The sequence below is a fragment of the Pseudarthrobacter sp. IC2-21 genome, assembly GCF_034048115.1.
GTDB classification, from domain to species: Bacteria; Actinomycetota; Actinomycetes; order Actinomycetales; family Micrococcaceae; genus Arthrobacter; species Arthrobacter naphthalenicus.
The window spans coordinates 214090-237053 of sequence record NZ_CP139145.1 but is presented as its reverse complement, the minus strand read 5'-3'; the positions used below and the strand labels follow the sequence as shown (position 1 = coordinate 237053).

The 22964-nt window shown below is 65.4% G+C and carries 20 protein-coding genes; 7 read left to right on the top strand and 13 right to left on the bottom strand.

Translation table 11 applies throughout. The features are described from left to right. Positions 1-108 precede the first annotated feature (108 nt). The 8 genes from SBP01_RS01040 to SBP01_RS01005 form a co-directional block, all read right to left on the bottom strand. Positions 109-786, bottom strand: a complete 678-nt coding sequence (locus tag SBP01_RS01040) for a DDE-type integrase/transposase/recombinase (RefSeq protein WP_320537191.1) — start codon at positions 784-786, stop codon at positions 109-111. Beyond that, positions 761-1120 carry a hypothetical protein gene (locus SBP01_RS01035; protein WP_320537190.1) on the bottom strand — a complete coding sequence of 120 codons (360 nt, stop codon included), beginning with the start codon at positions 1118-1120 and terminating at the stop codon, positions 761-763. The genes SBP01_RS01040 and SBP01_RS01035 overlap by 26 nt, the downstream gene beginning before the upstream one ends. Positions 1121-1140: 20 nt before the next feature. Next, positions 1141-1545, bottom strand: a complete 405-nt coding sequence (locus tag SBP01_RS01030) for a hypothetical protein (RefSeq protein ID WP_320537189.1) — start codon at positions 1543-1545, stop codon at positions 1141-1143. Positions 1546-1698: 153 nt separating this feature from the next. Further along, positions 1699-2556, bottom strand: coding sequence for an IclR family transcriptional regulator (locus SBP01_RS01025; RefSeq protein WP_275213763.1), 858 nt, complete (start codon positions 2554-2556; stop codon positions 1699-1701). Positions 2557-2567: 11 nt separating this feature from the next. Then, positions 2568-3392 carry a creatininase gene (locus tag SBP01_RS01020; RefSeq protein ID WP_275213762.1) on the bottom strand — a complete coding sequence of 275 codons (825 nt, stop codon included), beginning with the start codon at positions 3390-3392 and terminating at the stop codon, positions 2568-2570. Positions 3393-3529: 137 nt separating this feature from the next. After that, positions 3530-4783 carry an aminopeptidase P family protein gene (locus tag SBP01_RS01015; protein WP_275213761.1) on the bottom strand — a complete coding sequence of 418 codons (1254 nt, stop codon included), beginning with the start codon at positions 4781-4783 and terminating at the stop codon, positions 3530-3532. 52 nt (positions 4784-4835) lie between these two features. Then, entirely contained in the window at positions 4836-6239 is a 1404-nt protein-coding gene (locus tag SBP01_RS01010) for an MFS transporter (RefSeq protein WP_275213760.1), read from the bottom strand. Between the two features lie 372 nt (positions 6240-6611). Next, complete coding sequence (locus SBP01_RS01005) at positions 6612-7283, bottom strand: GntR family transcriptional regulator (protein WP_320537187.1); 672 nt, start codon at positions 7281-7283, stop codon at positions 6612-6614. Between the two features lie 155 nt (positions 7284-7438). On the opposite strand from SBP01_RS01005, the gene glyA reads away from it, so the two are divergent. From glyA to purU, 7 genes are read left to right on the top strand one after another with little or no spacing between them, the layout of a single operon-like run. After that, the gene (gene glyA / locus SBP01_RS01000; protein WP_320537186.1) at positions 7439-8794 is read left to right on the top strand and encodes a serine hydroxymethyltransferase; all 1356 of its coding nucleotides are present in this window, start codon (positions 7439-7441) and stop codon (positions 8792-8794) included. Next, positions 8791-10011, top strand: coding sequence for a sarcosine oxidase subunit beta family protein (locus SBP01_RS00995; protein ID WP_275213757.1), 1221 nt, complete (start codon positions 8791-8793; stop codon positions 10009-10011). Before glyA ends, SBP01_RS00995 begins: the two co-directional genes overlap by 4 nt. 30 nt (positions 10012-10041) lie before the next feature. Next, a complete protein-coding gene (locus tag SBP01_RS00990; protein ID WP_275213755.1) occupies positions 10042-10449 on the top strand; it encodes a sarcosine oxidase subunit delta in 408 nt (135 codons plus the stop codon). Next, the gene (locus SBP01_RS00985) at positions 10446-13391 is read left to right on the top strand and encodes a 2Fe-2S iron-sulfur cluster-binding protein (RefSeq protein ID WP_320537185.1); all 2946 of its coding nucleotides are present in this window, start codon (positions 10446-10448) and stop codon (positions 13389-13391) included. The genes SBP01_RS00990 and SBP01_RS00985 overlap by 4 nt, the downstream gene beginning before the upstream one ends. Then, on the top strand, positions 13384-14019 hold the full coding sequence (locus SBP01_RS00980) for a sarcosine oxidase subunit gamma (RefSeq protein ID WP_320537184.1): 636 nt from the start codon (positions 13384-13386) through the stop codon (positions 14017-14019). Before SBP01_RS00985 ends, SBP01_RS00980 begins: the two co-directional genes overlap by 8 nt. Next, entirely contained in the window at positions 14020-15393 is a 1374-nt protein-coding gene (locus SBP01_RS00975) for an L-serine ammonia-lyase (RefSeq protein WP_275213750.1), read from the top strand. It abuts the gene before it with no gap. A 3-nt stretch (positions 15394-15396) separates the two neighbouring features. Continuing rightward, positions 15397-16293 (top strand): formyltetrahydrofolate deformylase, encoded by an 897-nt coding sequence (gene purU, locus SBP01_RS00970; RefSeq protein WP_320537182.1) that lies wholly within the window; start codon positions 15397-15399, stop codon positions 16291-16293. Between the two features lie 151 nt (positions 16294-16444). On the opposite strand, the gene SBP01_RS00965 is transcribed toward purU, so the two are convergent. The 5 genes from SBP01_RS00965 to SBP01_RS00945 all read right to left on the bottom strand — a co-directional run bounded on the left by SBP01_RS00965 (position 16445) and on the right by SBP01_RS00945 (position 22945). Continuing rightward, complete coding sequence (locus tag SBP01_RS00965) at positions 16445-17401, bottom strand: DUF559 domain-containing protein (protein ID WP_320537181.1); 957 nt, start codon at positions 17399-17401, stop codon at positions 16445-16447. Positions 17402-17609: 208 nt separating this feature from the next. Further along, positions 17610-19106, bottom strand: coding sequence for an aldehyde dehydrogenase family protein (locus SBP01_RS00960; protein ID WP_320537180.1), 1497 nt, complete (start codon positions 19104-19106; stop codon positions 17610-17612). Positions 19107-19163: 57 nt separating this feature from the next. Beyond that, positions 19164-20066, bottom strand: coding sequence for a 4-hydroxy-tetrahydrodipicolinate synthase (gene dapA, locus SBP01_RS00955; RefSeq protein ID WP_320537179.1), 903 nt, complete (start codon positions 20064-20066; stop codon positions 19164-19166). 44 nt (positions 20067-20110) lie between these two features. Continuing rightward, the gene (locus SBP01_RS00950) at positions 20111-21496 is read right to left on the bottom strand and encodes an NAD(P)/FAD-dependent oxidoreductase (protein WP_320537178.1); all 1386 of its coding nucleotides are present in this window, start codon (positions 21494-21496) and stop codon (positions 20111-20113) included. Positions 21497-21586: 90 nt separating this feature from the next. After that, positions 21587-22945, bottom strand: a complete 1359-nt coding sequence (locus SBP01_RS00945) for an MFS transporter (protein WP_320537177.1) — start codon at positions 22943-22945, stop codon at positions 21587-21589. Positions 22946-22964: the final 19 nt, after the last annotated feature.

Sequence of the window (22964 nt, the reverse complement as noted above, 5' to 3'; positions counted from 1 at the left end):
GTGGGTTTTTACTCGACGCTCTCTCACTTAACGTGGGTTTTTACTCGACGCTCTCTCACTTAATGCGGCTTAAACCGGATCGCTCGTTAGTTGTCAAGCTGTGTGGAGTCACTGGGCTTGTTTTTGGGGTGTTTTGGTCTCGGGCAGGTTGATCCCGACGTGTGTGGCGGGGGCGGGTGTGTTGGGTCGTTGGCGGAACCGTCCTGGGTGTCGTTCGTAGTAGTCCTGGTGGACTTTGTCCCGCTGGTCCCAGAGCTCTTTCCACGAGCCGTTGTGAACTTGCGATGGTGAGAACAGTGCAATGCCGGAGTGTTTGTGCTCGGTGCTGTACCAGCGGACATAGCCGGTGAGGTAGGCCCTGGCGGCTTCGAGATCCTCAAAGATCCGGGGGTAGCCGGGCCGGTATTTCATCGTGCGAAACCCTGACTCCGAGAAGGGGTTGTCGTTGGAGACGTACGGGCGGTTGTGGCTGAGTTCCACGCTGTGGGCGGTGAGGGTGTCTCGGAGCAGGTTTGATTTCATGGCCGGCCCTGAATCGGCGTGCACGATAAGCGGGGCGCCGTGTCGGGCGATGGCTGTCTTGAACATCTCCGCGGCGAGGTGGTCGGACTCTCGTTCCTCTACCCGCCAGCCGACGATCTCCCGGGAGAAGATGTCCATGACGGAGTACTTGAAAACCTTTCCCTGCCATTTGGAATAGACATCAGTGATGTCCCAGGACCAGACCTGGGAAGGTCCGGTGGCCTTGAGGACCGGCGCCTCAGAGGAACGACGTTTTGCTTCCACGCTTGCGCGGGATGGTTGGGCGGGCCTGCTGATCCTCGTACTCTGCCGCGATCCGCCACCACGTGCGGTTGGAGGCGAGCAGCACGCCGTTGTCCCAGGCTGTGGCGAAGGCATGGTCAACGGAGTTGCCCTTCTCCCAACCGGCCAGGATGAACCCCAGAATCCGGTCGTGATGGTCGGTACTGATCCGGCATTCGTAGGCACGGTCGGCCTGGTGGATCGGGTCCTGACACCCCCCCGGACGGGGATTGAACCGGTAATGCCAGCTCCCGCGCGACACGCCCGCCAGCTCGAGCGCTGCCCGCTGGGAGCCGATGACCACCTGCAGCTCCACGACGAGACAGTTCTCGGCCGCTATGAACCGTTCTGAGCGCTCGTCGGGGTTGTATCGGGCTCTGGCACGCTCAACTCGTGCAAGAGCCGGATAGCTTTTCCCAGTGCGGAATTCGTGTCCTCCAGCTCCTGCACCCGCTTCTGGAGTTTTTCGACTTCGGCACGGTGGGCAGCTATTTCCCTCGCGCGTGCTTTTTCAAACGCGGAGAGCTCACGATTCGTCGGGACCATGCCTCCATGTTCCCGCGGAATCAGGCCACGGTCGATATCGCCCTGGACCATCAGAGTGCGCCACCTGCGGAACGTCCAGTCCGAAACGGACGTCGAGGCAAGCCACTCCTTCCTCGACCCATGCGGCTGCAAATAGTACTCATGCATGAACTCACGGATCTCTTCACGCGTAAAACCCTTGTTATCAACGGGCATCGCCGGCTCCTTCACTCAACAGGAAATGAATGACTCACAACCAGCCTGACGGAGAGGGGCTCTCTCACTTTCTTGAAGAAAGTGAGAGAGCGATCCGGTTTTTCCTGCATTAAGTGAGAGAGCGTTCCTGGGGGCGGGGTGGTTTCCGGCGGGTCAGCCGGCGCTGGTTGCGCTGCCGGCCCCGGGCGCTTTGCCGCCCAGCCGCGCGGTGACCTTGTTGGCTGCCGCCATGCATGATTGGCCGAGGTTTTGGAGCCGCTCCTGGGAGACGCGGAACCGCGGGGCGGGGATGAGGACTGCTGCAACAACGTCGCCGCGGTGATCGTAGACGGGCGCGGCCACGCCCACTTCATCCAGTGAACTCTCCCCGTAGTTGACGGCCCAGCCACGCCGGGAGTCTTCTTTCAGGCGGACCAGGTAACCGTCGAGGCTGGTCTCATCCACCCCCGCGTAAGTGATGGCGCCGCTTCGGATGAGTGAACGCACGCGCTCCTCCGGTTCGGTGGCGAGGAACACCTGGACCGAGGCGCTCAAGGCATCGTTGTAACGGGCCCCCAGCGGGGTGGTGTGTTTGATCTGGTGCCGGCTCGCGATCTGCTCCACGCAGATGGACTGATTGCCCTCCCACATCATCAGGGCACTCGTTTCGCCAGTCAGTTCGGTGAGTTCGCGGAGGACCGGATAGGCGACGCGGCGCTCCTCCAGTTCAGCCAGCAGCGGTCCGGCGACGGCGATCAGCCCCAACCCGAGCCGGAAGCGGCGCGTGTCCTCGTCCCGCTCCACAAGGTTTTCCTGTTCAAAAGTCGCCAGGATCCGGGACACCGTGCTCTTGTGCAGGCCTACCCTGTTCGCAATTTCCGTGACACCCAGCAACGGCTCGTCCGCGGTGAAGGAGCGAAGCACGGCGATGGCGTTAACAATGACTGAGGCGCCCTTGGTGTCTGCCTTGCCGTTGGCCTCGGCCGGGTTGGTGCCGTTGCCGTTGGTGTCGAGGGAATCTGCTTTGCTCATGGTGCTCACTATCATTGCGCATAGTGAGCGGATAGCGGCGGCGCTGCAGGCATAACGCCTTCGCGGTTCAGCTCGCGGGCAAGGTCAACGGCCAGGTCTTCGACCACCTGCCGGTACAGCAGTTCGCCCTTGGCCGCACTGGAACCGGCGGCCGAGGAGAGACAGCCGGTGGCCGGCGTGCGCTCAGGAACCACCGGGAGCCTGTCGAAGCGTGGCAGGACGGCGGCTGGACCATCTACAAGGCGGTCCATGCCCACCCGGGCCGGCTCAAGGTGAAGCATCAGGGAGGTTTCCAGTACGCCGCCGTGCTCGATGTCCCAGCCCGGGAATCCGTCCGGGTAGACCTCCGTCAGGGTGTCCTGGCTGACGAAGTCCCAGTAGGAGAGCAGCAGCACGCTCTGCTTCGCGCCGGGCTTGATCCCCAGGTCTTCCAGGGCCAGGTCAATTCCTTCGTAGAGGAACTGGTAGTTCTCGAAGTGGCCGTTGACGAAGACCACGTGCCGGACGCCCTGGTTAAGGAAGGACTTGACCAGGTTGCGCGCCACCCCGATCAGGGTTGCGCCGTCCAGGCTGGTGGTCCCCGAGAGATGGTTGCCGCCCCCGGATTTCTGCTGCGACTTGTACCCGTAGGCGATGGGCTGGGCAACGAGTGCCCCCAGGCGCCGTGCAACACCATCCGCGAAGCGCGATGACAGCAGGGTGTCAGTTCCCAGCGGCAGGTGCGGGCCGTGCTGTTCCAGGGAACCGACAGGTATCAGGACGATCGCTTCCCCGGAGGACAGGACTTCGCGGTAGGCGAAGGCGTCCAGGTCTTCCAGAAATACTGACTTGTCCATGCTCGTGGTGCTCCTTGTGGGGGTGGTACGGAGTGGGGGTGGTACGGAGTGGGGGTGGTACAGGGTGGGGGTGGAAGTGCCGGGAAAGCGGCGTCGTGTCAGCCACGGCGCCGCTTTCCCGGCCGGTTCTCAGGTTGTCAGGCTCCGATGATGTTGTATTCGGGGCCGAACGGGAACTTGGTGATGTTCTCCGCACCATCTTCGCCCACCACGAGGATGTCGTGCTCGCGGTAGCCGCCCGCGCCCGGCTGGCCGTCCAGGACGGTGATCATCGGTTCCATGGAAACCACCATGCCCGGTTCCAGCACCGTGTCAATGTCCTCGCGGAGTTCCAGCCCGGCTTCCCGGCCGTAGTAGTGGCTCAGGACGCCGAAGGAGTGGCCGTAGCCGAACGTACGGTTGGCCAGGAGGCCGTAGCCGACGTAGATCTCGTTGAGCTCCGCGGCGATGTCCTTGCAGACGGCGCCGGGCTTGATCAGTTCCAGGCCGCGCTTGTGGACCTCGACGTTGATGTTCCACAGTTCCAGCGAGCGGGCATCCGGTTCGCCGTAGAACAGGGTGCGTTCCAGTGCCGTGTAGTAGCCCGAGGTCATGGGGAAGCAGTTCAGGGACAGGATGTCGTGTTCCTGGATCTTGCGGGTGGTTGCCCAGTTGTGGGCGCCGTCGGTGTTGATGCCGGACTGGAACCAGACCCAGGTGTCGCGGATTTCGGAGTCGGGGAAGGTGCGGGCGATCTCGTGCACCATCGCTTCGGTGCCGATCAGGGCCACCTCGTATTCGGTGATGCCGGCCGTGATGGCGTTGCGGATCGCTTCGCCGCCGAGGTCGCCGATGCGGGCGCCGTGCTTGATGACCTCGATTTCCTCGGCGGACTTGATCATGCGCTGGCGCATGGCCGCCTGGGCCACGTCCACCAGGGTGGCGCCGGAGAAGGCGGCCTGGATCTTGTTGCGGTTATCCAGCGGCAGCGAGTCATCCTCGACGCCGAGGCGGCGCGGGTTGATGCCGCGGGTGCGCAGGACTTCCTGGATGGCGAAGATGTAGTTGTCCCGGCGCCAGTCCGTGTAAATGATGTTGTCGCCGTAGCTGCGGCGCCAAGGCATCCCGGCGTCGATATTGGCGGTGACGGTGACGTTGTCATCCTTGGTGACCACCATGGCGTAGGAGCGGCCGAAGGTGGTGAACAGGAAGTCGGAGTAGTACTTGATGGAGTGGTAGCTGGTGAGGACGACGGCGTCGAGCTCCTTCTCCGCCATGATGCGGCGCAGTCCCGCGAGACGGCGCTCAAACTCCGTGTCTGAGAACGTGAGGCTGACCTTTTTGCCGTTCTTCAGGACCTTGGTGCGCTCCAGTTCGGCGATGGACGAGGCGTTTTCGGTGGTGATGGTCATGGTGGTGCCTTTCTGTGGTGCAGTTACGTAAAGAGGGAAGAAGAAAGTCTGTTTATTCGTGGCGCAGCGGTTCGTTGCCGGTTTCCCGGGAAAGCGCGACGGCGATCAGCGAGATGAGTGCCGCGCCAACCAGGTACCAGGCCGGGGCCAGTTCGTTGGCGGTAGCGGCGATCAGGAGGGTGGCCATGAAGGGAGCCGTGCCGCCGAAGAGGGCGTTGGAGAGGTTGAAGCTGACCGCGAAGCCGCTGTAGCGCACCCGGGTGGGGAACATCTCGGCCAGGAAGCTGGGAAGCGTTCCGTCATTGAGCGTAAGCATGGCTCCCAGCAGGACCTGGACCAGGACGATGACCAGGAAGTTGCCGGTTCCCAGCAGCGCGAAGGCCGGAACGGTCAGCACAATAAAGGTGATGGATGCGCTGATCAGCACCTTCTTGCGTCCGTAGCGGTCCGAGAGCATCCCGGTCAGGAAGATGAACCCGATGTAGGTCAGCAGCGCGATGGTGGTGGCGAGGAAGGACTCGGTTGCGCCGAGGCCAAGCTCCGAGGACAAATAGGTGGGCATGTAGCTGAGGATCACGTAGAACCCGACGGCGTTGAGCAGCACGGCGCCGACGGCCTGAAGCAGCTGGCGCCAGTGGTTGCGGAACAGGCTGGACACGGGTGCCTTGACCGCCTGGTCTTCCTTGGCGAGCTCGCGGAACACCGGGGTGTCCTCGAGCTTGGTGCGGATGTAGCGGCCGATCAGTCCCATCGGTGCGGCCAGCAGGAAGGGCAGGCGCCAGCCCCAGCTGTGCATGGCATCGGTTGTGAGCAGGACCGTCAGCAGTCCGGCCAACAGGGAACCCAGGAGCAGGCCGGCGGCCGTACTGGCCGGGACAACCGCAGCGTACAGGCCGCGTTTGTTGGCCGGAGCGTACTCCACGAGGAAGGCCGAGGCTCCTGCGTACTCACCGGAGGCCGAGAAGCCCTGGACTACCCGGATGATCAGCAGCAGGACGGGGGCCCAGATGCCGATCGTGTCATAGCCCGGGATGAGTGCGATGCAGAACGTCGCCCCGGACATGATCAGGATGGACAGCGAGAGTGCTGTCCGCCGGCCCACCTTGTCACCGATGTGGCCCCAGACGAACCCGCCGAGCGGGCGGACCAGGAACGAGATGGCGAACAGGGCGAAGGTGAGTAGGAGTCCGGTTTGGGGGTTGGATTCGGGGAAAAAGACGGTGGCGATTGTGACGGCAAGGTAGCCGTAAACGGCGTAGTCGAACCATTCAACGAAGTTGCCGATGAAGCTGGCCGCGATGACCCTGCGGCGGGTTTCCTTGCTGACGGCGCTGTCAGCGGGGTCATAGTCCTGGCCGCTGAGGGTGCTGCGGCCAGTTGTGGAGGTGGCGCGGGATTCGCCAGGCTCCGGGTTAACACCGCGGCCACGGGCCGGGGAGGAAGTTTCGTTACTCATGGATCCACCAAAATGGTTGGGGGTTGCATTCAGCGCAACGCTGTTGCAACAGAGTATGACGTGATCGGGCACACAGTCAACGCCTTTTCGCAAACATTTTCCCCGTGACTTTCACTGGGCCGCAGAACGAAGAGCTGGCAACCGGAATGTCTGTTCGTTGCGTGTGGCGAATTTGCGTTGCCGCTTACGCGTCCCGGCCGGGGCTCGGCCCCGAGTCCGGCGACCCGGTCCAGGCAGTCGCGGCCCAAGCAGCGGGAAACGACCATGGCGGCCCCCACGCCGTGCGTGGGGGCCGCCATGGGAGCGGCAGGAGCGCGCTAAGGGATCCGGCCCGCGGGGGCACAACCCCGGGGCAGCCGGGGGCCACCCAGGCTACAGCACCTTGCGGATGGTTTCCTCGAAGTTCGTCACGTGGTGGAGGGCAAGCTCGCCGGCCTTGTCCGCGTCGCCGTCGGCCACGGCCCTGAGCAGGTCCACATGCTCGGTGATGTGACCGCTGACTGAGGGCAGTTTGTCCAGGACCAGGCACCAGATGCGCGTTGCCAGGTTGTCGTAACGGATCAGGGTGTCTTCCAGGTGCGGATTCGCGGCGGCTTTGTAGATCAGCCGGTGCACGGTGAGGTCATACCGCATCAGATCGCGCGACTCCGCCGGGTTCGGCTCGAGCCCCGCAATGGTGTCGGCGACGCTTAGCAGCTCGCGTCGCATGGCGGCGTTGGCGCGGATGGCAGCACTGCGCGCAGCCAGCGGCTCGAGCAGCTCGCGGACCTCGGAGACATCGGCCAGCTCCGTGAAGTCCACACTCGTGGCAAAGGTTCCGCGGCGCGGGTAGGAAACAACCAGGTGATCCACCTCAAGCCGCTTGATGGCCTCCCGTACAGGGGTTCGCCCGAAGCCGAGCTCGGCGGCGAGCTGTCCGTCGTTGATGGGCTCGCCCGGGCGGATTTCAAGCATGATCAGCTTGTCGCGCAGCTGCCGATACGCGGCCTCAGCCTGGGAGAGTACCTCATCCGCTGCCTGGGGCAGGGCAACAAGTTCATTCACGGTGCCGCTCCGTTTCTCTGATACCAGCTGAACCCGAAGTGGTAGCTTCAAGCCGCTTTCGGTCCAGCTATTGACTCTGCTGTGATCCTAATCATACCATTGACCTCACACTGATATATCAGTCACAACAACAGTGGTATTTCAAAGGAGCATCCGTGGTTCAGCAGTTGAACGAGCGACTTTCAACAGTCGATCCCGAGGTCCAGCAGGCCATCAATAATGAGCTGGTCCGCCAGCAGACGACCCTGGAAATGATCGCCTCGGAGAATTTCGCCCCGTCCGCCGTCATGGAGGCGCAGGGCTCGGTCCTGACCAACAAGTACGCCGAGGGCTACCCCGGCAAGCGCTATTACGGCGGCTGCGAGCACGTGGACGTCATCGAGCAGCTCGCCATCGACCGGGTCAAGGCACTGTTCGGCGCCGAGTTCGCCAACGTGCAGCCGCACTCGGGAGCTCAGGCCAACGCGGCAGCCATGTTTGCGCTGCTCAACCCGGGCGACACCATCATGGGCCTCAGCCTGGCCCACGGCGGCCACCTTACGCACGGCATGAAGATTAACTTCTCCGGCAAGCTCTATAACGTGGTCCCGTACGAGGTCCGCGAAGACACCCACACCATTGACATGGCCGACGTTGAAGCACTGGCCCTGGAACACCGCCCGAAGCTCATCGTGGCCGGCTGGTCCGCGTACTCCCGGCAGCTGGACTTCGCCGAGTTCCGCCGGATCGCCGATCTGGTGGGCGCCTACCTGATGGTGGACATGGCGCACTTCGCCGGCCTGGTGGCCGCCGGTCTGCACCCGAACCCCGTGCCGTACGCCGACGTCGTCACCACCACCACCCACAAGACCCTCGGCGGCCCCCGCGGCGGCGTCATCCTCGCCAAGGAGCAGTACGCCAAGAAGATCAACTCTGCAGTTTTCCCCGGCCAGCAGGGCGGTCCGCTGGAGCACGTCATCGCCGCCAAGGCGGTGGCCTTCAAGCTCGCAGCAGCCCCGGAGTTCAAGGAACGCCAGGAACGCGTCCTGCAGGGCTCCAAGCTCCTGGCCGAACGCCTCCTCCGCGACGACGTTGCCGCGGCCGGAATCTCCGTGGTCAACGGCGGCACCGACGTGCACCTGGTCCTGGTTGACCTCCGCAATTCCGAGCTGGACGGCCAGCAGGCCGAAGACGCCCTGCACCGCATCGGCATCACCGTCAACCGCAACGCCGTCCCCTTCGACCCCCGCCCGCCCATGGTGTCCTCCGGGCTCCGCATCGGCACCCCGGCCCTGGCCACCCGCGGTTTCGGCGCCGAGGAGTTCACGGAAGTAGCAGACATCATCGCGACGGCGCTGATCGCCGCTGCGGGCACCGGCGCCGCCGGGACAACGCCCCTGAGCGACAGCACCGCCGTCGAACTCCGCGCCCGGGTGACCGCCCTGGCAGACAAGTTTCCCCTTTACCCCCACCTCGGCACCGACACCGACGTCGCCGCCTTCGAAGCAGACCTGATTGGAGCAGCCCAGTGAGCACGCACCAGCTTCCCGAGCACCCGGATTTCCTTTGGCGCAACCCGGAACCCAAGTCCTCCTACGACGCCGTCATTGTCGGCGGCGGCGGGCACGGCCTGGCAACGGCCTACTTCCTGGCGAAGAACCACGGCATGACCAACATCGCCGTCCTGGAAAAAGGCTGGCTGGCCGGCGGCAACATGGCCCGGAACACCACCATCATCCGTTCCAACTACCTCTGGGACGAGAGCGCGGCCATTTACGAGCACGCCCTCAAGCTCTGGGAGATCCTGCCCGAGGAACTCGAATACGACTTCCTCTTCAGCCAGCGCGGCGTGATGAACCTCGCCCACACCCTCGGTGACGTCCGCGAAAGCATGCGCCGCGTGGGAGCGAACAAGCTCAACGGCGTGGACGCGGAATGGCTGGACCCCAAGCAGGTCAAGGAACTCTGCCCCATCCTGAACATCAGCGACAACATCCGCTACCCCGTCATGGGCGCCACCTACCAGCCCCGCGCCGGCATCGCCAAGCACGACCACGTGGCCTGGGCCTTCGCCCGCAAGTGCGACGAAATGGGCGTGGACATCATCCAGAACTGTGAAGTCACCGGCTTCATCAAAGACGGCAACCGCGTTACCGGCGTCAAGACCAACCGCGGCAACATCAACACCGAAAAGGTTGGCCTCGCGGCCGCCGGGCACAGCTCGGTCCTGGCCGAGATGGCCGGCTTCCGCCTCCCCATCCAGTCCCACCCGCTCCAGGCCCTTGTTTCGGAACTGCACGAACCGGTCCACCCCACGGTGGTCATGTCCAACCACGTGCACGTCTACGTCTCCCAGGCCCACAAGGGTGAACTGGTGATGGGCGCCGGCGTGGACTCCTACAACGGCTACGGCCAGCGGGGATCCTTCCACGTGATCGAGCACCAGATGGCCGCCGCCGTCGAACTTTTCCCGATCTTCGCCAGGGCACACGTCCTGCGCACCTGGGGCGGCATTGTGGACACCACGCTGGACGCCTCCCCCATCCTGGGCACCACCCCGGTGGAGAACATGTTCGTGAACTGCGGCTGGGGCACCGGCGGCTTCAAGGCCACCCCGGGTGCCGGCTTCGCCTTCGCACACACCATCGCCACCGGAACCCCGCACAAGCTGAACCAGCCCTTCTCGCTGGAACGCTTCGAAACCGGCGCCCTGATCGACGAACACGGCGCTGCCGCCGTGGCCCACTAGCGATCCCTGCACTTTAGAAAGAAGACGCACATGCTGCTCATCTCCTGCCCCAACTGCGGCTCCCGCGACGAGACCGAGTTCCATTACGGCGGCCAGGCCCACGTGCCCTACCCGGAGAACCCGAACGAACTGACCGACCGCGAATGGGCCGAGTACCTGTTCTACCGCGACAACACCAAGGGCACCTTCGCCGAGCGCTGGCTGCACAGCACCGGCTGCCGCCAGTGGTTCAACATGCTCCGCGACACCGTCACCTACGACATCCAGGCCATCTACCCCATGGGCACGCCCCGGCCGGACAAAGCGGGCACCCCAACCGCGGACACAGGAACTGCCAGCACCGCCGCTGACAGCACCACCACCGGAACCGCGGCACCCAGCACCTCCTCCACTCCCAGCCTTTCCCGCACCACCGCCCCGGAAGGAGCAACCAAGTGACTTCCCAGAACGCCCGTCTCGCTGACGGCGGACGCATCGACCGCACCATCTCCTGGCGCTTCACCGTAGACGGCGAAGAGTTCACCGGCCACCCCGGCGACACCCTCGCGTCCGCGCTGATCGCCAACGGCCGCATCACCGCCGGCGGATCCCTCTACGAGGACCGCGCCCGCGGCATCATGTCCGCCGGCGTGGAGGAATCCAACGCCCTGGTCAAGGTTGAGCCCCTGTTCCCCGGCCACGTGGCTGAATCCATGCTTCCCGCCACCACCGTGACCCTGGTGGACGGCCTGAAGGCCCAGTGGCTCAGCGGCCTGGGCAAGCTGGACCCGGCCGACGACAAGGCCGAATACGACAAGAAGTACGTCCACACCGACGTCCTGGTGGTGGGCGGCGGCCCCGCCGGCCTCGCAGCAGCCCGTGAGGCTGTGCGCACCGGCGCCCGCGTGATGCTCCTCGATGACCAGCCCGAACTGGGCGGCTCGCTGCTGTCCGGCTCCACGGCGCCTGAACTCGCCGAAACCATCGAAGGCAAGCCGGCCCTGGAATGGGTGGCCGACGTCGAAGCCGAACTCATCTCCGGCGCGGAATCCACCGTCCTGAACCGCACCACCGCGTTTGGCGCCTACGACGCCAACTACGTGATCGCCGTCCAGAACCGGACCGACCACCTCTCCTCACCGGCCGCACCCGGGGTGTCCCGGCAGCGTATTTGGCACATCCGTGCCAGCCAGGTGATCCTCGCCCCCGGTGCCCACGAGCGTCCGCTCGTGTTCGAGAACAACGACCGCCCGGGCATCATGCTCGCCTCGGCCGCCCGCAGCTACCTCAACCGGTACGCCGCAGCAGCCGGACAGCGCGTGGTCATCAGCACCACCAATGACAGCGCCTACGCCCTCGCCGCGGACCTCCGCGCCGCCGGCGTCAAGCTCGCCGCCGTGGTGGACGCCCGTCCCGCCCTGACCCCGGTGGCAGCCGCCGCCGTCGAAGCCGGCACCCGCGTGCTGATCGGCAGTGCGGTTGCCAACACCTCCTCCTCCGCGGCGGACGGCCGCCTGGACGGCGTCACCGTGCGCAGCATTAATGACGACGGCGAACTCACCTCGGGCGTCGAGCAGATCGCCTGCGACCTGCTGGCCGTGTCCGGCGGCTGGAGCCCGCTGGTGCACCTGCACTCACAGCGCCAGGGCAAGCTGCGCTGGGACGACGAACTGGCCGCCTTTGTGCCGAGCACCGTGGTCCCGAACCAGCAGAGCATCGGCTCCGGCCGCGGCTCGTTCGCCACGGAAGACTGCGTGGCCGAGGGCATCTCCGCCGGCGCAACCGCAGCCATCGCCGCGGGCTTCGCGTCCGCCGTCGAGCCTTCCCCGCTCGGCGAGCCGAAGGCCTCCGCCCCCACCCGCCAGCTGTGGCTGGTACCCGGTGAGCAGGGCACGCCCGATGACTGGCACCACCACTTTGTGGACTTCCAGCGCGACCAGTCGGTGGCTGACGTGCTGCGCTCCACCGGGGCCGGCATGCGCTCGGTGGAACACATCAAGCGCTACACCTCCATCAGCACCGCCAACGACCAGGGCAAGACCTCCGGCGTCAACGCGATCGGCGTCATCGCCGCAGCGCTGCGCACCGCCGGTGAAGCGTCCCGGGGCATCGGCGACATCGGCACCACCACCTACCGCGCACCCTTCACCCCGGTGGCTTTCGCGGCACTGGCCGGCCGCCAGCGCGGTGAACTGTTCGATCCCGCCCGCAAAACCTCCATCCACCCGTGGCACGAAGCCAAGGGCGCCCTGTTCGAGGACGTCGGGCAGTGGAAGCGGCCCTGGTACTACCCGCAGGCCGGCGAGGACATGGACACCGCGGTACTTCGCGAATGCGCCGCCGTCCGCGACTCTGTGGGCTTCATGGACGCCACCACCCTGGGCAAGATCGAAATCCGCGGCAAGGACGCGGGCGAGTTCCTGAACCGCGTCTACACCAACGCGTTCAAGAAGCTCGCCCCCGGCTCGGCACGCTACGGCGTGATGTGCGGCCCGGACGGCATGATCTTCGACGACGGCGTGACCCTGCGCCTGGACGATGACCGCTACTTCATGACCACCACCACCGGCGGCGCCGCCAAGGTGCTGGACTGGCTGGAGGAATGGCTGCAGACCGAATGGCCCGAACTGGACGTGCACTGCACCTCGGTGACCGAACAGTGGTCCACCATTGCCGTCGTCGGGCCCAAATCCCGCGCCGTCCTGGCCAAGGTGGCCCCGGAACTCGCGGCAAACGGCGGACTGGAAGCGGAAGCCTTCCCGTTCATGACCTTCCGCGAAACCACCCTCGCCTCCGGCGTGCAGGCCCGGGTCTGCCGGATCTCCTTCTCCGGTGAACTGGCCTACGAAATCAACGTGCCGTCCTGGTACGGTCTGAACACCTGGGAGGCTGTGGCAGCTGCCGGGGCCGAGTTCAACATCACCCCCTACGGCACCGAAACCATGCACGTGCTCCGTGCCGAGAAGGGCTACCCGATCGTCGGCCAGGACACCGACGGCACCGTCACCCCGCAGGACGCCGGGATGGAATGGATCGTCTCCAAGGCCAAGGACTTCATCGGCAAGCGCTCCTACAACCGCGCCGACGGGCAGCGCGAGGACCGTAAGCACCTGGTCAGCGTCCTGCCGGTGGACAAGGGCTTCAAGCTCCCGGAAGGCAGCCAGCTGGTGGAAAAGGGCCGCTCCACGGACCCGGCCTCCGGCCCGGTCCCGATGGAAGGCTTCGTCACCTCCAGCTACCACAGCGCCGCCCTGGGCCGGACCTTTGCCCTGGCATTGATCAAGAACGGCCGCAACCGGATCGGCGAAACCCTTGTGGCTGCAGCAGGCGACCAGCTGGTGGACGTTGTGGTCGCAGAAACCGTACTTTTTGACTCCGAAGGGACCCGCAAAGATGGCTAATTCAGCAGCACTCGAAGGCATCAATGGACTCCGCGACATCCGCCGCAGCCCCGCCTCCCACCTGGCACAGGCCCTGGAGGCCGGGTCCGTCCAGGGCAAGGTTGTCCTGGCGGAAGGACCCTTCCAGACCATGGCAGGCGTCCGCGTAGATCCCCGCTCGGAGGAAGGCGCGCGGATCGGCGCCGTCATCGGCGGACTGCCTGCCCGCTGTGGCGAGGTAGGTGGCGCCGACGGCGTCAGCGTCCTCTGGCTGGGCCCCTCCGAGTTCCTGGTGATCGCACCGGAACAGGCCCACGACTCCCTGGGCGGCAACCTCATCGGCTCCCTCACGGAAGCCCTGGGCGACGCCCCCGGCCAGGTGGTGGACCTGTCCGCCAACCGCACCACGTTCGAACTGTCCGGTCCCCGCGCCCGGGCCGTCCTGGAAAAGGGCTGCGCCCTGGACCTGCACCCGCGCAGCTTCGCCCCGGGAACGGCCCTGAACACCGAGGTGGGCAACATCCCGGTGGTCCTGGAGAAGACCGGGGAGGACAGCTTCCGGCTCTTCCCCCGCGCCTCCTTCGCGGATTTCCTGGGCCGCTGGCTGCTGGATGCGATGCGGGAGTACGCCTCCCCCGAGGTTCCGTAAATGGCGCTCAGCGTCCTGGACCTGTTTTCTGTTGGCATCGGGCCCTCCTCGTCACACACGGTGGGCCCGATGCGGGCAGCGAAGCAGTTCGCCGACGGACTCAAGGGCGGCGGGCTCCTGAGCTCCACCACCCGGGTCCAGGCGGAACTGTTCGGTTCGCTCGGCGCCACCGGCCGGGGCCACGGCTCCGACAAAGCGGTGGTGCTGGGCCTGCAGGGCCTGGACCCCGAAACCGTGGACACCTTCACGGCCGATGACCAGGTGGCGGCTGCCGCGCTCAACGCCGAACTCATGGTGGGCGGTGATCACCGTGTTGACTTCAACTGGGACGAGGACGTGGTGCTGCACCGCCGCAAGTCGCTGCCGGCCCACCCCAACGGCATGACCTTCCGGGCCCTGGACCACACCGGTGCCGTCCTGAACGAACGCAGCTTCTACTCGATCGGCGGCGGATTTGTGGTGGACGGCGACGCGGACGCCGGGGACCGGGTGGTGGCCGACTCCACCGTCCTCCCCTACCCGTTCACCACCGCCGACGAACTCCTGGCGATCTGCAAGCGCGAAGGCATGTCCATCTCGGACGTCATGCTGGCCAACGAGCTGGTCTGGCGCAGCGAAGCGGAACTCCGGGAGAAACTGCTGGCACTCTGGGCAGTGATGCGCGAATGCGTGGACAACGGCTGCGCCGCGGAAGGGATCCTTCCCGGCGGGCTGAACGTGAAGCGCCGCGCGCCGTCGTTATTCCAGACCCTGACCGCGGACACCGGCGTCACCGATCCGTTGCGGGCGATGGAGTGGGTGAACCTGTTCGCCCTCGCCGTCAACGAGGAAAACGCCGCCGGCGGGCGCATCGTCACGGCGCCCACCAACGGCGCGGCGGGCATCGTCCCCGCCGTCCTGCACTACTACGTCAAGTTTGTGCCCGGAGCCGACGACGACGGTGTGGTCCGCTTCCTGCTGGCCGCGGCCGCCGTCGGAATCCTCTTCAAGATCAACGCCTCCATCTCCGGCGCAGAGGTGGGGTGCCAGGGCGAGGTGGGTTCGGCCTGTTCAATGGCCGCCGCCGGGCTCTGCGAAGTGCTCGGCGGTACCCCCGAACAGGTGGAAAACGCCGCCGAAGTGGGGATCGAACACAACCTCGGCCTGACCTGCGACCCCGTGGGCGGGCTGGTGCAGATCCCCTGCATCGAACGGAATGCCATCGCCAGTGTGAAGGCCATCAACGCCGCGCGGCTGTCCCTGCACGGGGACGGCAGCCACAAAGTATCCCTCGACAAAGCCATCAAAACCATGCGCGAGACAGGAGCGGACATGAAAACCAAGTACAAGGAGACCTCCCGCGGAGGTCTCGCCGTCAACGTGATCGAGTGCTGAGCCATGACTGCCGTACAGACTGAATCCTCCGTTCCCTTGGAGGCGACCACGGTGGAGCACGTCCTCACCCTCGACTGCGCGGAGACCCCCGGGATCGTCCACGCCGTGTCCGGGTTCCTGCTGGAGCACGGCTGCGACATCCTGGACAGCAAGCAGTTCGGCGAGCGCGACGCGCGGCACTTCTTTATGCGCGTGCATTTTGTGTCCGACGGCGATGCCTCCACCGCGGACACGCTGCGGGCCGGTTTCGGTCCGGTGGCCGAGCGGTTCGGGATGCGCTGGCGCCTGGAGCCGCAGGGCGCCAAGCGCCGTGTGCTGATCATGGTGTCCAAGTTCGGGCACTGCCTCAACGACCTGCTGTTCCGTGCCAGGACCGGTGAACTGCCGGTGGATATCGCAGCCGTGGTGTCCAACCACACCGATCACCAGGCGCTGGTGGAATGGCACGGCATCCCGTTCTTCCACGTTCCGGTCACCGCTGACACCAAGCCTTTGGCGGAGGCCCGGCTGCTGGAACTCGTGGATGAGTACGATGTGGAGCTGGTGATCCTGGCCCGCTACATGCAGGTCCTCAGCGACGACCTCACCCGGCGGCTGGACGGGAGGGCCATCAATATCCACCACTCGTTCCTGCCCAGCTTCAAGGGCGCCAAGCCGTACCACCAGGCGTATGCGCGCGGAGTCAAGACCGTGGGCGCCACCGCGCACTACGTCAACGCCGAGCTCGACGAGGGCCCGATCATTTCCCAGCAGACCGTGGATGTGGACCACACCTACGGCCCCGAGGACCTGGTGGCGGCCGGGCGGGACACCGAATGCAAGGCCCTGTCCAACGCGGTCCGCTGGCACTGCGAGGGCCGGGTCATCCTGCAGGGCAACCGCACGGTGGTGCTGCGCTAGCCCCCTACCCCTGCCCCCCGCCCTGCCCGCCCTGCCCCTCCCGGACGCTCTCTCACTTAATGTGGGTTTTCGGGCGATCCTCTCTCACTTAATGTGTGTTTTGGCGTGACGCTCTCTCACCGTGGTGAGGGAGCGTCCCGGCGTTAACCGCTCACCCGCCGGCGAAACCAGCCGCCTGAGGATGGTCGAGCCAGCCGTTGCGCAGCCCCTTTTTGATCTTCACGAGTGCTCGCCGGAAATCGTCGGCAAGATCGCTCTTATCGAAGACCATGACCGTCCAGCCGGCGGATTCAAACGCCTTATCCCGCCTCCTGTCACTGAAGACCTGCGCGTCACCAAGGTGATGACCGCCGTCGTACTGGATAGCGATCCGGCGGTGACGGTAGCCAAGATCGGCCGACGGCGATCGCTCATCTCCCGTGCGCAGACGCACCTGGAGTTCGGGCTCGGGCAGCCCCGCGTCGGTCATCGCCAGGCGAAGCAGCGTCTCCGGGCCGGAATCGGCCCCAACCCGCATCAGCTCAAGGGCCTCGCGAGCCCGGACGATGCCTTGGAGGTTCGGGTGGCGGCCCACCAGGATGCGAAGCCTGGCCAGCGTGTCGTAGGGCTGCGTCCTTCCCTCGAAATCCACCCGCGGGATGCGGATCAGTTCATCGCCCATGCTCACCAGGTCATGGAGCGGCAGGGTACGGGCCAAGTCGAGCCATGTCCGGGACCGCGTGCTCAGGCGGATGCCGTCCACTATTTCGAGCTCGTCTTCCAAGGTCAGCACCGTATGGCCCAGCACGCCCTTCCGGCGGACCGCCGGCAGTGAACGCGGCTTGCTCAGGTGCAGCTCTGTGGAGTCGGTAAGCCAGGGAGGCAGCAATTGGCACCGTAGCCGGGCCGCGGTGACATGCGAGATCCAGGCTCCCGGCGACGCTGCCGACAACGCCCTGGCCGCACCCTCCAGTTCAAAGTCCCAGTCCGCGGGCCGGTAAAGCCCGCGGCCCACGTTGACCATGTCCTTCCGTCGGAGCCGGTTCAGGGAGACCCCCGCACTCACGGCCGAGTCGAAAGTGAACGGAGCCGCCGCCAGCGGCCGGGGCAGGAAATCTTGCTTTCGCATGCTGGCATTGTGCCCCGTAACGGCATGAGGCTGCAGAAGTTATCCACAGGGGGGCGCTGGGCCGGGGCAGGTGCGAGAGGGTCGGCCAAAAACCCACATTAAGTGCGAGAGGGTCTATCGGCTCCTGCACGACAAAAGGGCATGCACCCCGGATGGACGCGGGGTGCATGCCCTCTTTAGGCTGTCAGATCAAGGCCATCAGAACCGGTCATCCGTGGTTGTACATCACATGCTTGGTGCGGGAGAAGTCCTCCAGGGCGTAGACGGAGAGGTCCCTGCCGTAGCCGGAGCCCTTGAACCCGCCCCACGGCATTTCATTGGCGATCACGAGGTGGGAGTTGACCCAGACCGTGCCGAAATCGAGCTTCCGGGGCACCGAAAGCGAGCGGGCAGAGTTGGTGGTCCACACGGAGGCGGCCAGTCCGTAGACCGTTTCGTTGGCTCGAGTGACGGCCTCCTCGTCGGTGCTGAAGGTTTCCACCGATACCACCGGGCCGAAAATCTCCGTGCTGGTGATCGGGGCCCCGGCCGGCACGTTGGTCACCACGGTGGGTTCGATGAAGTAGCCCGGGCCTGCCAGGGCATGGCCGCCCACCGCAATAGTCAGGCCATCCTTGCGGACGTCCTCCAAGGCAGCCAGGACCCGCTCGTAGTGCGCGCCGGAGATCATGGAACCGATTTCGACGTCGTCTCCCGCACCGGGAGCGCCGACGGAGATTTCGCTGACTTCGCGCACGAGCAGTTCGGTGAACTTTTCGGCGACGGATTCATGGACGAGGACACGGCATGCGGCGCCGCATTCCTGGCCGCCGTTCCAGTACCCCGCTTCACGGACACCCTTCGCCGCAGCAGCCAGGTCGGCGTCGTCGAAAATCACCACGGGCGCCTTGCCGCCGAGCTCAAGGTGCACGCGCTTGACCGTTCCGGCCGCGCCGGCGGCCACCTTCTGGCCGCTGCCCACGCTGCCGGTAATGGCAACGAGGTCCACGTCCGGGTGCTCGGAGATGCGGTTGCCCACGATACGGCCCGGTCCGGTAACGATGTTCAGGACACCGGCCGGAACCTCGGAAGCAATGAGCTCGGCCAGTTTGAGCGTGGTCAGCGGCGTCTGTTCTGACGGTTTGAGCACCATCGTGTTGCCGGCGGCGAGGATCGGGGCAATCTTCCAGGCAGCCATCAGCAGCGGGTAGTTCCACGGGGTGATCACGCCGACAACGCCCACCGGTTCGCGGAGGATCACCGAGGTGTGGTTCTCTGCGTAGTCGCCGGCACCGGGCGTACTGAACGTGCGTGCGGCGCCCGCCGAAAACCTGAAAGTGTCGATCGCACTGGAGATGTCGTCTTCAGCCACCGCAGCGGGTTTGCCGGTGTTCGCCGCTTCAAGGGCCTCGAGAAGCGCCCTGTTGGCTTCCATAATGTCCGCGATGCGAAGAAGGAGCGAAGAACGGTCCTTGGGCGTCCTGGCCGCCCAGTCCGCCTTGGCCGCGACGGCGGCTGCAACTGCTGCGTCGACGTCCTCGACTGAACCGGATGGGACCTGCATAAGGATTTCTCCGGTGGCCGGGTTCTCCACGTCAGCGGTTTCGGCTGAACACGGGGGGACGAACGCACCGTTGATGAATTGGCCGAACGGAGGCAGGGCGGGCGCCGGTGTGCCCTGCCCTCTGCGGACGGTGAAGGTTGCTGCTGCGGTGGTGGCGGTCATGGATTTCCTGGTCCTTTCTGTGTAGCTGCAAAACGTCAGGTGACGGGAGACTTTTCGTTATCCGATGTTCTGCTTGAGCGCGGACAAGGCGGACAGGGCGTTCTCGACGCGTCCGAAGTCCTCCGCACTCAGGCCGGCAGTGGGACGCCGCGGCGATCCGGCCGGGAGTCCCTGCAGGGTCAGGCCGGCCTTGACCGCCGGAATGAATGGCACGGAGAGGAGAGCGTCGATCACCGGGTAAACCTTCTTCCACAGGTCCAGGGCGCCCGCGAGGTCACCTTCGGCGATGCGGCGGCTAACGGCGACGATTTCGTTGGGTACCACGTTGGCGGTGCCTGCCATGACGCCGGCCGCACCCTCCACCAGCGCGCTGTAAAGGTAGACGTCCCAGCCGATGAAGGTGCCGATGACATCCGAGTGGTGGTGGATCAGCTGGAGTGCCTGTTCCCAGTTGGCGCTGGAGTCCTTGATGTAGCGGATATTCTCCACTTCTTCAGCCAGGGTCCGTACGGTGGCCGGATCCAGGTTGACGCCGGTGACGGCCGGAATGTTGTAGAGCATGACCGGAATGGTGACGGACCTTGCCACGTCCTTGATGTAGGTGACCGTTTCCTCGAGGGACAGCGGCTCGTAATAGGGCGTGATCAGCATCAGGACGTCCGCGCCCAGCTTTTCGGCGGCCTGGGAGAGCCGGATGGCTTCGGCCGTGGAGGTAGCGCCGGTATTGGCGATCACCGGAACACGTCCATTGGCCTGGTTGATGACCGTTTCGATCAGGAGCAGGCGCTCTTCGGAGGACAGGGCACCCGCCTCACCTGTCGATCCCGCTGCCACCACCCCGTCGACGCCGGCGTCGATGGAGCGGTCAACGATCCGTCGCAGGGTTTCGACGTCGATGGTTTCGTCCTGGTTGAACGGGCTGGACAGGGCGGTGAGGACACCGCGGAGGTTGTGGGACATGATTCCTCTTCTGGGTATGTGGGGTGAATCGGTTGGAAAGTTGTTCAGGCGACGATGGACAGGCCGGCCTGCGGGGGTGCCTGGCGGTGGGTGGCCAGGACGCTGGCGGCCTCCTGCGCGGCGGAGAAGCCGGTGGTGATGGAGCTCTCTGTGTAGAGGGTTCCGAGGTAGTCGCCGGCCAGGAAGACGCGGTCGGTTCCCCGCATCAGGGTGGACTGGATCTTGGCCCGGCCCGGGAAGCAGTAGGGGGAAGCAACCTTCCAGCGGTCCGTTTTGGCTTCGACCACACTGTCGGCGAAGTTATGGCCCAGGACCTGGTCGAGATCGCGAAGATGGGTCTGGATGACTTCCTCGTCGGTCTTGTCCAGCAGGGCTTTGCCCAGGCTGGCGGGCGAGAACGTCATGAAGCTGCCGCCGGGTTTGCGGACGGATTCGGTGCCGCGGACGATGCTGGCCTGGTTAAGGGCTATCGCGAACGAACGCTTGGGAGCGGCAATCGCGTAGATGTCATCCCAGGGCCGGGCCGTGGTCTCGTTGGTCAGGAAGGCCGTGCTGACATGCGGGCCGTACTTGATCTGGCTAAGCGCGCCCCGCAGGTCCTCGGGGAGGTCCACGCCGATCTTGTGCGAAACGTCGGCCGTTGTGGCGAGGACCACCGTGCGGGCTTCCACTTCATGTTCCGCCCCGTCCTGGCGGTAGCGGACCACCACGGAGTCCGTCTTGTGTACCACTTCGTGGACGGTGGCGCCGAGCTCGACGCGGTCGCCCAGGGCAGCCGCGATCGATTCGGTCAGGGTGGACGGGCCGCCCACGATGCCCTGGCTCAGGCCCTGGCCAATACCAAGCACCAGGCTGAAGTAGCCGATGCCGGCGCCTGCGGAGATCTGGTCCATGTCTCCTGCGGACCGCGTGACAGTGGTCTTGAAAAGTGCGGCAGCGTCTTCCGAGAGGTTGCCGATGAAGTCCTGGAACGTGCTGGTGTTCTCGAAGTCATAGATGCGCTGCTGCCGCATGGCACCGGATTCGCCCACGCGCTTCCGGACGACTCCGGTGTACTTGGCCACGCCGCTGACAACCTTCATGCCCGCCCGCAGCGTGCCCACCCGGGACGCAAGGGACATCGGGATGCGGAACGGGTAGGTGGCGATGTGCCCCTTCCTGATGAACTTTCCGTTCATGGACAGGGCCTGGAGGGAGCCCGGGATCTGCACGGCCATCACGCCCACCTCGTTCAGCAGAGCGTCCGTGGAGGATCGTGCACCGGCGAAGACATGCCCGCCCCAGTTCAGCCAGTAGTCACCGCGGCGTTCCGAGCGGATCCGCCCACCCACGCGGTTCCCGGACTCGAGAACCACCGTGTCCCAGTGCCGCAGCCGCCAGGCTGCCGAGAGTCCGGCGAGTCCGCCGCCAACGATTACTGCGTCTTTCATGATGAACGTTTCCTTGCTGTGTGTGGTTGCTGTTGTGTTGGTTTCCGGCGGAGCCGCAACGGGGCAGCGGCTCCGCCGGAATACTGGCGGCTAGCTGACTGCGTGATTCCGGAACGTGCGCGCCTGCCCGGACTCCCCGGCGTCGAGCTTTGCGGCCTCGCCCAGGGTCTTGCCGCGGGTCTCCGGGGCCCAGGCCAGCGAGACGGCCAGGCCCAGGAGGGTCACGACGCCGGCAATCACCATGGTGGTGCCGATCCCCAGGGTGCCGAGGGCCACCGGAACCAGGTACGTGCCGACAGCGGCGCCGATGCGGCTCAATGATGAGGCAAGACCGACCGCGGATCCGCGGACTTCGGTGGGGAAGAGTTCGTTGGGGTAGACCCATTGCATGATCTGGGTGCCGCCGATGAGGACCGCGTAGGCGGCGAAGAGGGCCATGATCACCCAGGTGTCCGCTCCCGGGAAGAGCCCCAGCGCCAGCAGGGCCAGGCCGCTCCAGAGGAAGCTATGGATGATCAGGGGGCGGCGGCCCACCCGGTTGACCAGGAATACGGCGATCAGGCAACCCACGAGGAACATCACGGTGATGGCGGCGGAACCGATATTAGCCAGGTCCCCACCCAAGTGAAGGGCCTCAAGGATGGCCGGACCGAAGGCGTAGACGGCGAACAAGGGCACGATCGAGCAGGTCCAGAAGATGGTGATGAAGGCCATGCGCTTGCCGTAGCCGGACCGGATGAGCTCACCCACGCTAACGTTCGAGCCGCTTTCTTCAGGCAGGTCAGCCAGGGTCACGTGCGGACCGTAGACCTTGGCGAGCACGTGGTTGGCCTCTTCATGGCGACCCATCTTGACCAGCCAGCGCGGAGACTCGGGAGTGCCGATGCGCATCAGGACGATCAGCAGCCCCGGCACAGCTGCACTGGCGAGCATCCAGCGCCATCCGCCGTCGAACGTCAGCAGGAACTGGCCAACCACGTAGGCCACGGCGGCGCCAACGAACCACATGGTCACGAAAGCGCCCAGGAGGGGGCCGCGCCAGCGGCTGGGGGTGAATTCGGCCAGGAGCGACGTGGCGATCGGGTAGTCGGCGCCGACGGCGAAACCGATCAGAAGGCGCAGGATGATCAGCCACACGGCGTCGTTGACGAAGGCCTGAAGCACCGAGCAGACCACCAGGGCGATGAGGTCCACGGTGAAGAGCAGGTGCCGGCCGAACTTGTCCGTGAGCCAGCCGCCCAGGAACGCGCCGAAGAAGATGCCGGCCAGGGCAGCGGCCCCCACCATGCCCTGCTCGGACGCGGACAGGTTGAACTGCGGCGTGATCTGGACCATGGCCACGCCGATGATGCTCAGGATGTAGCCGTCAAGGAACGGGCCGCCGGAGGAAAACAAGGCAAGCCTTTTGTGGAATGAGGACAGTGGGGCGTCGTCAACTACGTGGGACATGGATTTTCCTTTCGGAAGC